This is a genomic window from Bacillus sp. GB_SG_008 (genome assembly GCF_052038115.1).
GTDB classification, from domain to species: Bacteria; Bacillota; Bacilli; order Bacillales; family Bacillaceae_G; genus Bacillus_A; species Bacillus_A rhizoplanae.
Map to the genome: position 1 here is coordinate 1 of NZ_JBPZSK010000019.1, position 14,951 is coordinate 14,951.

Sequence of the window (14,951 nt, forward strand, 5' to 3'; positions counted from 1 at the left end):
AGTGTTTGTCTAGCATCATAAATAAAAATTGACGTTTCACGTTGTTTGTTTCGTTTAGTTTTCAAAGTTCAACATCGCATTTCAGCGACTTTTATAATTTATCACATTTAACTGTGAGTGTCAACTTCTTTTTTTCTTTTGTCGTTGACGACGTTTATTAATTTACCATATTAATAGTTTATACGTCAATACTTTTTCAAAAAAAAGAATACCAGGCTAGAAAACATAACTTTTCTAGCCCGGTAAAACATATAATTTAATGACTATAAGCGCCCCCACACCCGGTAAACCTAAAAACCCTGAAATAAATGTAGTACCGACATTAATAGGAAGATGAAAGTTAAATCGTGCCCCCAATACATTGACAACAAACAGCAACAAAGCTCCTATTACAATTTTGACGAGTGGCCTTCCTATAAAACGAAACGACTTCATAGGAGCACCTACAATTAATAAAAGAAAGATTAACGTTAATATACCGCCAATAATCAAACGTTGTTCCATACTGTCCTCTCCCTTACAACTTGTACACTATATTTGTATGGGAAAAAGAAAAAAAAAGACCGTTAAAATTTCTTCTTCAAAATAAAAAGTCGAACAGGACATGTATGTTCCGTTCGACTTCGTCTTTACAACTGTTCCATTTTCACAGGACGCCTTTTCGCTTCCTTCAATAGATAGAAATATTTCGCTTCCGCTAATTTCAAATGACACAGTACATTTTCTGAAGGTTCAATACTTTGTGCTACAATTCTTTTTTGACGCATCCACTCTACCTTCACTTGTTCTAGCAACACGATTAATTTTTCGTCATATTCTTTGCGCAACTTCCCTTTTTTCTGAAAAAGCATCTCTATTTCTCCTACTTATTATAATTCTCTGCGGCCCTCTAACGCCTTTGATAGCGTTACTTCATCCGCATATTCTAAATCACCGCCAACCGGTAAGCCGTGTGCAATGCGCGTCACTTTAATACCTGTCGGCTTTAACAGACGAGAAATATACATCGCTGTCGCTTCTCCTTCAATGTTCGGGTTTGTCGCCAAAATAACTTCTTGTACTGTTTCATCGTGCAGTCGCTTTAACAACTGAGGGATATTGATATCTTCCGGACCAATTCCTTCCATCGGAGAAATGGCACCATTTAATACATGATATACTCCCTGATATTCTTTCATCTTCTCCATTGCAATGACATCTTTCGGCTCTTGCACAACACAAACAATCGATTGATCACGATGAGAGTCATCACAAATATAACAAGGATCCTTATCTGTTATATGACCACAGATAGAGCAATACGTTAAGTTTCGCTTTGCATTTACAAGTGACTTCGCAAAATCTAATACATCATCTTCTTTCATATCCAATACGAAAAAGGCCAGGCGAACAGCTGTTTTCGGCCCGATTCCTGGCAATTTCATAAAGCTATCAATTAGCTTTGAGATTGGTTCTGGGTAGTGCATCTATGACCAACCTCCTAGAACATACCGCCAGGTAAATTCAATCCTTTTGTAAATTGTCCCATTGTAGAAGATGATAGCTCTTCTGCTTTCTTTAATGCATCATTCGTTGCAGCTAATACAAGGTCTTGTAACATTTCGATATCTTCTGGATCTACAACTTCTTCTTTAATTTTCACTTCTAAAATTTGCTTATGTCCATTCGCGATAACTGTTACCATACCACCGCCAGCTGTTCCCTCAACTGTTTTTTCACCAAGTTCCTCTTGTGCTTTCGCCATTTGTTTTTGCATTTTCTGCATTTGTTTCATCATGTTATTCATATTTCCCATTCCACCACGCATCATAATAATTCCTCCTAATTGGTTCTTAATGAATGTTTATAGTTTAATAAAGAAAAATCCATTTAAGACGTGTTTTACTCTCTTATTTCAATTAATTGTTCTCCCACAATCTTTACAGCTTCTTCGATAAGAGGATCTTTCGGCTTTTCCGCTTCTTCTGAAGGACTACCTTCATGCTGTAAGAAACCCTCACGAATTTTTCCCCATTCACTTTTTGGGATTGCAATCATTTGCAACCTCTTTCCAAACAGTTCAAAGAGAATTTGCTCTACCGTATCTGTTGCCTCGCGATTTTCACTCGCCATTTTACAATGTATTTCATACTTAAAAGCAAGAACATAAGAAGTAGTAGAAGCTGCGACTGGCTCACTGTTTTCTAACAAAACCGCATAAGCAACTTTATTATAATTTTTCAATCGCTCTAACAGTTCACCCCACGCACTCTTTAGTTGCTCTAAATCTTTACGAGTCGCTTGTTTTAAAACTTCATGAACACGCCCGACAGGTATTTTCATACTACCAGAACGAGTCGGCTTCGGTGTAACCCTTGTTTCTTTGACCTCTTGTTGCACAGAAACTGGTACACCATGTTGCTTCATATTTTCTAATTCCTGTTCTAATTGCTGCATTCTTTGTAAAACAGCTTGCAACCGATCCGCTCCATTTGCTTTCATCGCAAATTGCTGACACAATTGCACCATAACTACCTCTAAAAAAATACGAGGATGGTTTGTCCATTTCATTTCTTGTTGACTTTTACTAAGCGTATGAATAATTTCATAAATCATTTCAGGCTGCATATCCTGACTTAACTTACGAAATGAATCATCAACAATAACTCTCTCTAGCATATCCTCTAGCTGAGGCGAAGTTTGATACAAAAGCATATCTCGATAATAGTAAATGAAGTCTTCCATGAAGCGAAGTGGATCTTTCCCTTGATTCATAATATCATCAACAATACGCAGCGCTTTTGATACATCATTTTCATAGATGCACTCTACAAGGTTTGCTAAATATCGCTGTGAAACAGAACCTGTAACCGCTAATACATCTTCTACTGTCACCACTTCATCACTATAAGAAATAGCTTGATCAATTAAACTTAATGCATCACGCATACCACCTTCTGCGGCACGCGCTACAATTTGAAGCGCTTCCTCGTCCACTTTCGTTCCTTCGTTGTTTACAACAGTTGTTAATCGTTCGACAATATCATGCACTGATATTTTTCGAAACTCAAAACGCTGACAACGAGAAATAATTGTTGGTGGAATTTTATGTGGTTCTGTCGTTGCTAAAATAAAGATAACATGCTGCGGGGGTTCTTCTAATGTTTTTAATAGCGCATTAAAAGCACCCATAGAAAGCATGTGAACTTCATCAATAATATATACTTTATAGCGAACTTCGCTTGGAGCATATTTCACTTTATCTCTTATATCTCGAATTTCATCTACACCGTTATTCGAAGCCGCGTCAATTTCTAATACATCTGAAATAGCACCTTGCGTAATTCCTAAGCATGCAGGACATTCATTACAAGGTTCAGCTGTAGGAGCATGCTCACAGTTGATTGCTTTGGCAAATACCTTTGCAATTGTTGTTTTCCCTGTTCCTCTTGGACCAGAAAACACATAGGCATGTGATGCTTTCTCTTGAAGAAGGGCATTTTGCAACGTTTTCGTTACGTGCTTTTGACCGACTACATCTTCAAATTTTTGCGGTCTCCATGTTCGGTATAACGCCTGGTATGACACGAAAATACGGCCTCCCCCAAAGGTTATTATCTCGGTTATCCCGCTATTTGTGAACAGTAATCCCCAGCTTAAAACAAAAAATTAGATGGGAGATAAACTGCCCGTAAAAGCCCGATTCGTTCGACTGATAATCAGTGGGGATAAATAATCTCCCACTGATTAAAGTTTCATCTTATTATAACCCATTCTGATTATAGATTCCAAAAGTTATTTTCCATACAAAAAACTCACCCTATTCATATAGGATGAGTTTTATATGCTATATAACTGCCGTGCACCTTCTGTCGATTACGTACCATAAGCGTTACTTAAGCAGTTAGCTCGGTTCAGGCACTCCTGCGGCACACGAGAAGACCCGCTTATTGCTGCTTCCTTCCGGACCTGACAAGGTTCACGGGGTCCCGTTGCGCAGGACCCAAACGTCAACACCACTTACTTAAGGCAGACCCTACAGTAGCATAACCTCGAGAAGGGATTCGGCCTCGCTAGAGCGGATTGCGAGTACAGGGCACCGCTACCTCCCCGCTTAGCACGGCAAAGTTAAAACCATATTTAGTTGCCTTATCTGAAGGCAATATCAGTATAACTTGTTTCCAAAAAAATTGCAACGTGTTAACAAAGACTATTTTTATCCAGATTTTCCTTCTCTTTCTTCCTCTTTTTGCGTAGTTCTCGGAAAAAGGTTGTTAATAAGGCTCCACACTCTTCTTCTAATACACCAACCACAACTTCAGATTGATGATTAAACCGTTCCTCTGTTAATAAATTCATTAATGTGCCAGCACATCCACCTTTTGGGTCACTCGCTCCATATACAACACGTTTTACACGCGATAACACAATTGCACCAGCACACATTGGACACGGCTCTAATGTGACATATAGGGTCGCATTTTCCAAACGCCACGTCCCTAACTTTTTGCACGCATCATCAATCGCTAACAATTCAGCATGAGCAATTGACCGTTGCTCTGTTTCACGCAAGTTGTGCGCACGACTTACTACCTCGCCGTCCACTACAACAACTGCACCAATTGGTACTTCTTGTATTTCTTCAGCCTTTTTTGCTTCCTCTATCGCGAGCTTCATAAAATAAATATCTTCTTCCATAACAAAATCCTTTCATCACAAATAACTTTTCTATATTCAATCCAATCTAAAGAGAAAGGAAAGGAGATTACATATGAAAAATACAGCACTTCTTATCATCGATATGATTAATGATTTTCAATTTTCACATGGACCTATCTTAGCACGAAAATGCAAAAATATTACAGAATCCATTTTACAACTCAAACAAAAAATGAAAAGCTCTGGCTGTCCAATTATTTATGTAAATGATCATTACCATTTATGGAGAGCTGATATCAACGAACTTATTACCTATTGCACAAATGAATATAGCCAAGAAATTATAAAAAAAATAGCACCCTCAAGCGATGATTATATTTTTATTAAACCACATTATTCTGCTTTTTATGAAACCCCCTTAAATTCATTGTTAGGTCATTTAAAGATAGAAAACCTTATTTTAACGGGGGTAGCTGGAAATATATGCATCCTATTTACCGCAAATGACGCTCATATGAGAAATTATCAATTATATGTACCTGAAGATTGCATTGCATCCAATTGCGACCAAGATAATAAACACGCCCTGCATATTATGCAAACAACTTTAAAAGCAAACACTTCCCTATCATTTGATTTAAAGTTGTAACAACATAGGTCGATTTTCTAACTTTTTATGAAAACTAGTCCTTTCTGCCTCCTCTTATGCTACAATAATTCTGTTTTGTGCTTTTTATTAGTGCTAAATTATGTTTTGGAAGGAGGCAACAGCGTGACCGGAGTACCATTTATTACGGTCGAAGGACCAATTGGTGTCGGAAAAACTTCACTCGCGAAAGCGATATCGACTCACATGCAACTCCATTTATTGAAAGAAATCGTTGATGAGAATCCTTTCTTAGGCAAGTTTTACGAAGACATCCAAGAATGGAGCTTTCAAACAGAAATGTTTTTCCTCTGCAACCGTTATAAGCAACTAGAAGACATCGATACAAAATATTTAAAACAACATATTCCTGTTGTAGCAGATTACCATATATTCAAAAATTTAATTTTTGCATCTCGAACATTACAGGGTTCCCAATACGAGAAATACATGCAAATTTATCGTATCTTAACACAAGATATGCCCGTTCCAAACGTCATCGTGTATATAACAGCAAGCTTAGAAACACTACAAAAACGAATTGCCATGCGCGGACGGGAATTCGAAAAAAATATAGATCCAAATTATTTACTACAACTCATTGAAGATTACGAAGCGGCAATGGAAGCTTTCAAACAAGATCATCCGAGCATCCCCGTACTAAAATTCAACGGAGATAATATGGATTTTGTGAAAAATGAATCGGACTTAAACGTAATCTTATCAGCATTACAAAATACACTGACGAAGGAGATTAACCAGTAATGAATTTGAGACAAAAATACGATATTCCAAATGATGCTGTTATTACGATTGCAGGAACAGTGGGTGTCGGAAAATCCACAATGACAAATGCATTAGCAGATGCACTTGGTTACCGCACATCTTTTGAAAAAGTAGATTCTAATCCGTATTTAGACAAATTTTACAATGACTTCACACGTTGGAGCTTCCACTTACAAGTTTATTTCTTAGCAGAACGTTTTAAAGAACAAAAAAGAATCTTCGAATACGGTGGTGGATTTATTCAAGACCGTTCTATTTATGAAGATACGGGAATTTTTGCAAAAATGCATTATGAAAAAGGAACAATGACTGCTACAGATTATGAAACGTATAAAAGCTTATTCGACGCAATGGTTATGACACCTTACTTCCCACACCCTGATTTACTCATTTATCTAGAAGGATCATTTGAAGATATCGTAGATCGTATTAAAGAGCGTGGAAGACCTATGGAACAGCAAACACCGATTGAATATTGGGAAGAGATGCACGCACGCTATGAAAATTGGATTAATGATTTTAATGCTTGCCCTATACTACGTCTTAATATTAATGAATATGATATTTTGCAAAATGAAAATTCAATTGAACCAATCGTTAAGAAAATTGGTCACTTCTTACAACAAACACGTAAACTTGTAAAATAAAAAACCCGTGCAATCGCACGGGTTTTTCCTATAAACTTAGTTTTTCTTTTTAGTCGGAGCAATAATTTCGCTCTCTGATTTTCCGGCATTAATGCGCTGACGTACAGTGCTTACACTAATATCGTACGCCTCAGCAATTTCTTTTACCGTCATTTCTGTCCCGTTAATAACAGCCGTAATTACTTTACGTTTTGCAGCTGCTTGTTTTTCGATTTGTTTTGGTGCTTCTACCTTCTTCACTTCTTGTTTCACATCACAGATGCAACCACTAAGTTTACGAAATGTTTCATCACTTACAATACGAGATACGTTCGCAGCACTGTTTAAAATTTTATTTTTCTTGCAAACGGGGCATTGTACATAGTATAGTGTTTTTCCGTCAAGCGGAAACGTTTGTATAATAATATCCATGGTAGCTCCTTTCATATCTATGAAGATAATCCTCGGAATATGAGTGTTTCTATAAGAGATTACATCTCCTATATGCTACTTCCTGATTGGTTAAAATAAAAACTCGTTACGTGTTGGTAACGAGTTCTCCAATCTCCACTTATATGCGCTGTTGTCAATTATATATGGCGGAGGAAGAGGGATTCGAACCCCCGCGCGGCTCGCACCGCCTGTCGGTTTTCAAGACCGATCCCTTCAGCCAGACTTGGGTATTCCTCCGTATTCACATGACATGAAATATAATATCAAAAGAAAAACAGTTCGTCAACCCTACTATATATAGAAAAGGAAAGGAAAGAGATTTTTTCTCTTTCCCTTCTCATACAATTTATCCTAATCAAATAAACAGGAAGATCGTCAGTGTCAAATGTATCTCTTCTCCTGTTAAAAATTCCACTTTATTCTTGCTGGATAACAAGAGGTGTGTATGAATAAAACTTTATTTAATAACTGTTTTTCCTCCCATATAAGGGCGAAGAACTTCTGGAATTATAATTGTACCATCTTCTTGCTGGTAGTTTTCTAAAATTGCTGCAACTGTACGTCCAATTGCAAGCCCAGATCCATTTAGTGTATGAACAGGTTCTGGTTTAGCATTCGGCTCACGACGGAAACGAATGTTTGCACGTCTTGCTTGGAAAGCTTCAAAGTTACTACAAGAAGAAATTTCACGATATGTACCGTAGCTAGGAATCCATACTTCGATATCGTATTTCTTCGCTGCTGTAAATCCTAGATCTCCTGTACACATGCTCATCACACGGTATGGAAGGTCTAATAATTGTAATACACGTTCTGCATCATTTGTTAATTTTTCTAGTTCCTCATAAGAATCTTCAGGTTTTACAAATTTCACAAGTTCCACTTTATTAAATTGATGCTGACGAATTAAACCACGTGTATCACGACCAGCTGAACCTGCTTCAGAACGGAAGCACGCACTAAATGCTGCATAACGAATTGGCAATTGATCTGCACTTAAAATCTCATCACGATGCATATTTGTTACAGGTACTTCAGCTGTAGGAATCAAGAAATAGTCTTCACTTTCAATACGGAATGCATCTTCTTCAAATTTTGGAAGCTGTCCTGTCCCTGTCATACTTGCACGATTTACCATATATGGAGGTAACACTTCTTCATATCCGTGTTCTTCTGTATGAAGATCAAGCATAAAACTAATTAAAGCACGTTCTAACTTTGCACCTGCACCTTTAGAAAATACAAAACGGCTTCCCGTTACTTTAGCAGCACGCTCGAAATCTAAAATTCCTAAGTCAGTTGCAAGATCCCAGTGAGGTTTTGGTTCGAAATTAAACTCTTTTACCTCTCCCCAAGTACGTGCTACCACGTTATCATCCTCTGTTTCACCAATTGGTGCAGATTCATGTGGGATATTTGGAATAGAAAGCATTAATCTTTCTAAATCTTCTTCAACTGTACGAAGCTCATTATCAAGATCCTTTACTTTTTCTCCTACTTCACGCATCTCTAAAATTAGTGCCTCTGCATCTTTCTTTTCACGTTTTAACACAGAGATCTGTTGAGATACTTCATTACGTTTACTTTTCAATTCCTCTGTTTGAACAAGTAACTCTCTTCTTCTTGTATCTAATTCTTCAAAACGACCGAAATCAGTTAAATCTTCCCCTCTATGCTGTAATTTTGCTTTTACTTCTTCAAAATTCGCACGTAAAAATTTAATATCAAGCATTATATATTCCTCCTTTTGTTTTATAAAACACAAAAAACTCCCGTCCCTGTAAAAAGGGACGGGAGTTAACCCGCGTTGCCACCCTAGTTGAAAGCACCATTGCTTTCCTCTCAAGTAGAAATAACGGCTCTTCACCGGAAATGCTTACTAATCATAAAGATATTCCACATTCCATTCCAGGATGGATTCACAAACTGTTTCTATCGGTTTCCACCAACCACCGACTCTCTATAAGAAACAACATTTGTTACTACTTCCTATCAACACGCTTATTTTATAAAATTATTATCATCAATTTACTATAATCTTACACAAGTTGCAAGTTACTTATACAACTTTTTTCATTTTTGCCTCTTTCACCATCTGCACAAAATATGCTGTAACACGATGGTCATCCGTTAATTCTGGATGGAAAGAAGCTGCTAATAAATGATTTTGTCGAACCGCTACCATGCGATCTTCATGTGTACATAATACTTCTACATGATCTTCTACATCGACAACATATGGCGCACGAATAAATACACCAATAAAGTCTTCGCCCACACCTTTCATAGAAAGGGCAGCCTCAAAGCTATCTTTTTGGCGACCAAACGCATTGCGTTCAACGGTAATATCCATTGCACCAATATGTGATTCTTCATATCCAATAAGGTTCTTTGCAAGTAAAATCATACCTGCACATGTACCAAACATCGGTTTTTCTGTTTTAGCAAATTCACGAAGCGGTTCCATGAAACCATATTTATCAATAAGACGGCGCATTGTTGTGCTTTCACCGCCTGGTAAAATAAGTCCATCTACTTCCTCTAACTGCTCTGTACGTTTCACAACAATAGCTTGTGCACCACTTGCTTCTATTGCACGTACATGTTCACGAACAGCCCCTTGAAGTCCCAATACACCGATTGTAATCATTTCAAAAACTCCTTTAATTACCAACCGCGCTCTTGCATGCGTTGTTCTGGTAATAATGTTGAAATTTCAACACCTTTCATTGCATTACCCAGTCCTTTAGAAAGACGAGCAATTAATTCATAATCTTCATAATGTGTTGTTGCTTCAACAATTGCACGTGCAAATTTTTCTGGGTTTTCTGATTTGAAAATACCAGAACCTACGAATACACCATCTGCACCAAGTTGCATCATTAATGCAGCATCAGCTGGAGTTGCAACGCCGCCTGCTGCAAAGTTTACAACTGGTAAACGACCAAGACGTTTAATTTCAAGTAATACTTCATAAGGAGCACCAGTGTTTTTTGCATATGTCATTAATTCATCTTCACGTAGGTTCGCAACTTGACGAATTTCTGCGTTTACTTGACGCATATGACGTACAGCTTCTACAATATTCCCTGTGCCAGGCTCACCTTTTGTACGAAGCATAGATGCGCCTTCAGCAATACGACGCGCTGCTTCACCGATATCACGGCATCCACATACAAACGGAACAGTGTAATCACGTTTATTTAAATGGTACACTTCATCAGCCGGAGTTAATACTTCACTCTCATCAATATAGTCTACCCCTAATGATTCAAGTACACGCGCTTCCACAAGATGGCCGATACGACATTTTGCCATAACTGGAATTGATACAGCACCCATTACTTCTTCTACAATCGTTGGATCTGCCATACGCGAAACGCCACCTGCTGCACGAATATCAGCCGGAACTCGTTCTAATGCCATAACAGCAACCGCACCTGCTGCTTCTGCAATTTTTGCTTGCTCAGCGTTAACTACGTCCATAATGACGCCGCCTTTTTGCATTTCTGCCATTCCACGTTTTACACGCTCTGTTCCTGTTACATTTATCATGTACAAAAACCCCCCTAGGTGAATTGCTTTTCCCCACTTACGACGAAAAGTAAGAATACTCTTACATTCTACCATTACTTATTAGAGGCTTGTCTACTATTTTTTTGATAAAATCGGTGCGAAAAACAGGAAATTAAAAAAGCCCCCCTATGGGGAGCTATTAGAACCAACCTTTTACAGTATCAACTGCACCGTTCCATATATCACTAAAGAAAGAACCAATGCTTCGCATAGAAAGAACAAACCAGTTTGCTTTCTCTACTTCTTGTTTTGTTACAAGATCTACTTGCATTGACTTACCAGTTAAAAATCCTACATCATTTGCATCTTTTGGTGATACCGTCATATAACCAAGTGTTGTACCTTTTTTGATTGGCGCTTCATTCTCTTTGTCTACTGCTTTGAAATCTGTTTTATAAACATCTTTACTTCCTTTTGGCATTGGAAGTACAACTTCTTCCTTCGTTTGCACTGCTACATCTGTATCTTTTGCTTTATTCACATGAACTGTTTCATGACCTTTTACTTGGGAATTTTTCGGATATACTGTTTTCGTTTGGAAATTTGTAAAACCGTAATCAAATAGTTTCTTTGTTTCTGCAAAACGTGCTGTGTGAGATTTCGTATTAATAACAACAGAAATTAAACGCATACCATTACGTTCTGCTGTACCTGTAAAACAATCTCCAGCTTCTGGAGTAGAGCCTGTTTTCAAACCATCTACCCCTTCATATTGCATAACTAATCCGGGTAACATCCAGTTCCAGTTATCCATGTTCACTGGATACTTTCCACCTTCTTGGAATGTCTTTTTCGGGATTTTAGATGTCTCTAACGTATCTGGATATTCTTTAATTAAATGCTGCGCTAAGATTGCACAATCTCTAGCAGACATTTTATTCTCTTCATCCGGAGCTGTCCCTTCAGGCTGCTTCCCTTTTAAATCTTTATTTGTTAATCCTGTACAGTTTACAAATTTATAGTTTTTTAATCCAAGCTCTTTCGCTTTGTCATTCATCATCTTAACAAAATTAGCTTCTGAACCACCGATTAATTCAGCTAAGGCAATCGTTGCACCATTTGCAGAATAAATTGCCATTGCCTCGTATAACTCTTTTACAGTATAAGTACCGCCATTTTCTAAAGGAACATTTGATAAAGAACGGTCTTGTGAAATAGTATGAGCATATTCAGAAACTTTTGTTTTTTGATCCCACTTAATTTTCCCTTTTGCGACTGCATCATGAACTAAATACTCACTCATTATTTTTGTCATACTCGCAATTGCTAATAGTTCATCTGGATTTTTTTGATATAAAATCTTTCCAGAATTTGCTTCCACTAAAATTGCCGCACCTGCATCAACATTCAAAGGAGCATTTGTTTCTGCAAATGCGCTGCTGTATGTAAAAAACATGCTGCAAAATAGTGTAAGTACTGTTACAATCGCAATCATTTGCCTACGGAACATACCTGTCACTTTTGTTACCCCCAATATATTTGTACTCACATAAACGTTATTCTAACACAATCAAAAAAAAATAGACAGAGATACTAAATCTCTGTCTATTTTGATATCCGACATTATAATGAATAGTTTGGTGACTCTTTTGTAATTTGGACATCATGCGGATGACTTTCACGTAATCCAGCGCCTGACATACGGATAAACTGTGCATTTTCACGCAAGAATGGTAAATCAGCTGCACCGCAATATCCCATACCTGCACGTAATCCACCAACTAATTGATGTACCGTATCTGCTAAAGGACCTTTAAATGGAACACGGCCTTCAATTCCTTCTGGAACAAGTTTTTTATTGCCTTCTTGGAAATAACGATCTTTACTTCCTTTTTCCATTGCTCCAACAGAACCCATACCACGGTATACTTTAAATTGACGACCTTGGTAAATTTCTGTATCTCCAGGGCTTTCTGCTACACCGGCAAAAATGCTTCCAAGCATAACAACGTGTGCACCTGCTGCTAATGCTTTTACAATATCACCAGAATATTTAATTCCACCGTCAGCAATGACTGGAACACCGTGTTTACGAGCTTCTGTCGCACAGTCATAAACTGCTGTTAACTGAGGAACACCAACACCAGCTACAACGCGTGTTGTACAAATAGAACCTGGTCCAATACCAACCTTAACAATATTTGCACCTGCTTCAATTAGTTCGCGAGTTGCTTCAGCTGTTGCAACGTTACCAGCGATAATATTTAATTTTGGATACTTTTCACGAACTTCTCTCACTTTTTCTAATACACCTTTTGAATGTCCATGAGCTGTATCAATAACAATTACATCAACATTTGCTTTTACTAAAGCATCGATGCGTTGCATTGCATCAGCTGTTACTCCAACAGCTGCACCTACTAATAAACGACCTTGTTTATCTTTTGCAGAGTTTGGAAACTCGATTACTTTTTCAATATCTTTAATTGTAATCAAGCCTTGTAATACGCCGTTATTATCAACAAGAGGGAGTTTTTCAATTTTATGTTTCTGTAAGATTTTTTCAGCATCTTCTAGTGTAGTATGAACTGGAGCTGTAATTAAATCTTCTTTCGTCATTACATCGGAAATCTTAATTGAATAATCTTGGATAAAACGCATATCACGGTTCGTAATAATGCCTACAAGTTTTCGCTCTTCTGCATCATTTACAATTGGAACACCTGAAATACGATATTTCCCCATCAAATGTTCTGCATCATACACTTGATGATCTGGAGTTAAAAAGAAAGGATCTGTAATAACGCCGCTTTCAGAGCGTTTTACTTTATCTACTTGCTCAGCTTGTTGTTCAATAGACATATTCTTATGAATAATTCCTAATCCACCTTGACGAGCCATTGCGATAGCCATATCAGCTTCTGTTACCGTATCCATACCTGCACTAATTAAAGGGATGTTTAATTGTAAACTTTCAGACAAAACTGTTTTCACGCTTACTTCTCTTGGTAATACATCAGATCTAGCTGGTACAAGTAATACATCATCAAACGTTAAACCTTCTTTAACAAATTTAGATTCCCACATAAATGATTCCCCCCATGATACCTGAAATTATTATTAGTAGCTTAACAATTGGTTAAAATACTGTCAAGAAAGACAGTATATGTTAGAATTTTCTAAAAATAAAAGGAGAGTATACAATGCAGCGTTCATCAATCACTTGGCAGAAATTAAGCTTCTTTCTTTCTTCTACTCACACGCAACATTATCTTACCCATTGCTATAAAAAATTAGGTAATATAAATACTGAGAAAAAAAGTTTTGAAAATTGTTATCCATTTATTTATTACTTAGAGCATGGGAAAAATTACTATGAGTTATGTCATACTGCCCCATTTTCCATTAAACCAGTATTATTGTTTTATGGAATGAGCCAACTCCTAAAAGCTTGTTTGCTTACAGTCAATCCCAATTATCCGGAATCAACTTCTGTATTAGCACATGGGGTCACAACAAGAAAGCGAAAAAAACAAAGCTATCAGTTTATAGATGATGAAGTTAAAATACAAAAGCATGGACTATTTACTCAAGTTGCGGAACAAATGTTTCATATGAAACATTTAGAGGGAGAAAAATATACAATGGGGGAGTTACTGCAACGAATCGCAGAACTAAAGGATTTATTCCTATACAGTAAAAGAAGAAATAAGCTATATAAACTAAAAGAGGTGACAGAGAATATCTTTACTTTTCCTACTCATGTTTTAGACGCTTTTCATATGACAGAAGAACGTTTTATACGATATATGGAGGGGAGTTGCAAACATCTTAACATTCGATATACAAACGCTAAAGAAAATGATTCCTACTTGCATTTTACAGCTCCTATTAAACAATGGAATCCATTATACAGTGCACCTCTTACATATAATCACTATACAAATACCTATTATTTACCTGCCAATGGCGAAACAGCTCCTGTTTTCTCAGAATTACTTACACACTATCTTTTGCTTTATAACTTAAGTATGATTTCCCGTTATGAAACAGATTGGTGGTACGATTTACTTGGAAGTTACTCTTCTGAAGATTATCCGTTTATCTTTCAATTTTTAGCTGTTACGGCTGAAAAAGTGCCATACTATATTTATTTATATTTAATGCATCAACATAACGCTATTTCTTAGGAAATAAAAAAGACGAGTCCAATGACTCGTCTTTCGTTTGCCTGGCAACGTCCTACTCTCACAGGGACAAAGTCCCAACTACCATCGGCGCTAGAG

General features: G+C 37.2%; 16 protein-coding genes, 1 tRNA gene, 1 other RNA gene and 1 other annotated feature. Of the genes, 4 read left to right on the forward strand and 14 right to left on the reverse strand.

Annotated elements, in window-relative coordinates; genetic code table 11:
* Nucleotides 1-234 precede the first annotated feature (234 nt).
* The 7 genes from ACTDJC_RS22175 to tadA all read right to left on the reverse strand — a co-directional run bounded on the left by ACTDJC_RS22175 (nucleotide 235) and on the right by tadA (nucleotide 4,677).
* Nucleotides 235-504, reverse strand: a complete 270-nt coding sequence (locus ACTDJC_RS22175) for a pro-sigmaK processing inhibitor BofA family protein (RefSeq protein WP_098310721.1) — start codon at nucleotides 502-504, stop codon at nucleotides 235-237.
* Nucleotides 505-629: 125 nt separating this feature from the next.
* Nucleotides 630-851: a YaaL family protein gene (locus tag ACTDJC_RS22180; RefSeq protein WP_098310720.1), complete on the reverse strand. Its 222-nt coding sequence runs from the start codon at nucleotides 849-851 to the stop codon at nucleotides 630-632.
* An 18-nt stretch (nucleotides 852-869) separates the two neighbouring features.
* Nucleotides 870-1,466 (reverse strand): recombination protein RecR, encoded by a 597-nt coding sequence (gene recR, locus ACTDJC_RS22185; RefSeq protein WP_098310719.1) that lies wholly within the window; start codon nucleotides 1,464-1,466, stop codon nucleotides 870-872.
* Between the two features lie 14 nt (nucleotides 1,467-1,480).
* A complete protein-coding gene (locus ACTDJC_RS22190; protein ID WP_176524706.1) occupies nucleotides 1,481-1,807 on the reverse strand; it encodes a YbaB/EbfC family nucleoid-associated protein in 327 nt (108 codons plus the stop codon).
* Nucleotides 1,808-1,881: 74 nt separating this feature from the next.
* A complete protein-coding gene (gene dnaX / locus ACTDJC_RS22195) occupies nucleotides 1,882-3,567 on the reverse strand; it encodes a DNA polymerase III subunit gamma/tau (RefSeq protein ID WP_098310717.1) in 1,686 nt (561 codons plus the stop codon).
* Between the two features lie 270 nt (nucleotides 3,568-3,837).
* Nucleotides 3,838-4,102: signal recognition particle sRNA large type (ffs, locus tag ACTDJC_RS22200), an RNA gene on the reverse strand.
* A 77-nt stretch (nucleotides 4,103-4,179) separates the two neighbouring features.
* On the reverse strand, nucleotides 4,180-4,677 hold the full coding sequence (gene tadA, locus ACTDJC_RS22205; protein WP_336484649.1) for a tRNA adenosine(34) deaminase TadA: 498 nt from the start codon (nucleotides 4,675-4,677) through the stop codon (nucleotides 4,180-4,182).
* Nucleotides 4,678-4,750: 73 nt separating this feature from the next.
* Here tadA and ACTDJC_RS22210 point away from each other — a divergent pair, with 73 nt between their 5' ends.
* The 3 genes from ACTDJC_RS22210 (at nucleotide 4,751) to ACTDJC_RS22220 (ending at nucleotide 6,717) form a co-directional block, all read left to right on the forward strand.
* Nucleotides 4,751-5,287, forward strand: a complete 537-nt coding sequence (locus ACTDJC_RS22210) for an isochorismatase family cysteine hydrolase (RefSeq protein WP_440604710.1) — start codon at nucleotides 4,751-4,753, stop codon at nucleotides 5,285-5,287.
* A 123-nt stretch (nucleotides 5,288-5,410) separates the two neighbouring features.
* Nucleotides 5,411-6,049 (forward strand): deoxynucleoside kinase, encoded by a 639-nt coding sequence (locus ACTDJC_RS22215; RefSeq protein ID WP_253628325.1) that lies wholly within the window; start codon nucleotides 5,411-5,413, stop codon nucleotides 6,047-6,049.
* Nucleotides 6,049-6,717, forward strand: a complete 669-nt coding sequence (locus ACTDJC_RS22220; protein ID WP_098310713.1) for a deoxynucleoside kinase — start codon at nucleotides 6,049-6,051, stop codon at nucleotides 6,715-6,717. The genes ACTDJC_RS22215 and ACTDJC_RS22220 overlap by 1 nt, the downstream gene beginning before the upstream one ends.
* Nucleotides 6,718-6,753: 36 nt before the next feature.
* Here ACTDJC_RS22220 and ACTDJC_RS22225 read toward each other — a convergent pair whose 3' ends face one another.
* The 7 genes from ACTDJC_RS22225 to guaB all read right to left on the reverse strand — a co-directional run bounded on the left by ACTDJC_RS22225 (nucleotide 6,754) and on the right by guaB (nucleotide 13,752).
* Entirely contained in the window at nucleotides 6,754-7,128 is a 375-nt protein-coding gene (locus ACTDJC_RS22225) for a DUF3797 domain-containing protein (RefSeq protein WP_176524702.1), read from the reverse strand.
* A 165-nt stretch (nucleotides 7,129-7,293) separates the two neighbouring features.
* A tRNA-Ser gene (locus ACTDJC_RS22230) sits at nucleotides 7,294-7,386 on the reverse strand.
* A 220-nt stretch (nucleotides 7,387-7,606) separates the two neighbouring features.
* Nucleotides 7,607-8,881 carry a serine--tRNA ligase gene (gene serS, locus ACTDJC_RS22235; RefSeq protein ID WP_440604711.1) on the reverse strand — a complete coding sequence of 425 codons (1,275 nt, stop codon included), beginning with the start codon at nucleotides 8,879-8,881 and terminating at the stop codon, nucleotides 7,607-7,609.
* A 51-nt stretch (nucleotides 8,882-8,932) separates the two neighbouring features.
* Nucleotides 8,933-9,154 (reverse strand) — a binding site (T-box leader).
* Between the two features lie 54 nt (nucleotides 9,155-9,208).
* Nucleotides 9,209-9,799 (reverse strand): pyridoxal 5'-phosphate synthase glutaminase subunit PdxT, encoded by a 591-nt coding sequence (gene pdxT / locus ACTDJC_RS22240; protein ID WP_440604712.1) that lies wholly within the window; start codon nucleotides 9,797-9,799, stop codon nucleotides 9,209-9,211.
* 17 nt (nucleotides 9,800-9,816) lie between these two features.
* Nucleotides 9,817-10,704, reverse strand: coding sequence for a pyridoxal 5'-phosphate synthase lyase subunit PdxS (pdxS, locus tag ACTDJC_RS22245; RefSeq protein ID WP_098310709.1), 888 nt, complete (start codon nucleotides 10,702-10,704; stop codon nucleotides 9,817-9,819).
* 160 nt (nucleotides 10,705-10,864) lie between these two features.
* Nucleotides 10,865-12,184: a D-alanyl-D-alanine carboxypeptidase family protein gene (locus ACTDJC_RS22250; RefSeq protein WP_440604713.1), complete on the reverse strand. Its 1,320-nt coding sequence runs from the start codon at nucleotides 12,182-12,184 to the stop codon at nucleotides 10,865-10,867.
* Nucleotides 12,185-12,288: 104 nt separating this feature from the next.
* The gene (guaB, locus tag ACTDJC_RS22255; protein WP_440604714.1) at nucleotides 12,289-13,752 is read right to left on the reverse strand and encodes an IMP dehydrogenase; all 1,464 of its coding nucleotides are present in this window, start codon (nucleotides 13,750-13,752) and stop codon (nucleotides 12,289-12,291) included.
* 116 nt (nucleotides 13,753-13,868) lie between these two features.
* Between guaB and ACTDJC_RS22260 the strand changes: the two genes are divergently transcribed.
* Nucleotides 13,869-14,855: a YaaC family protein gene (locus ACTDJC_RS22260; RefSeq protein WP_440604715.1), complete on the forward strand. Its 987-nt coding sequence runs from the start codon at nucleotides 13,869-13,871 to the stop codon at nucleotides 14,853-14,855.
* Nucleotides 14,856-14,951: the final 96 nt, after the last annotated feature.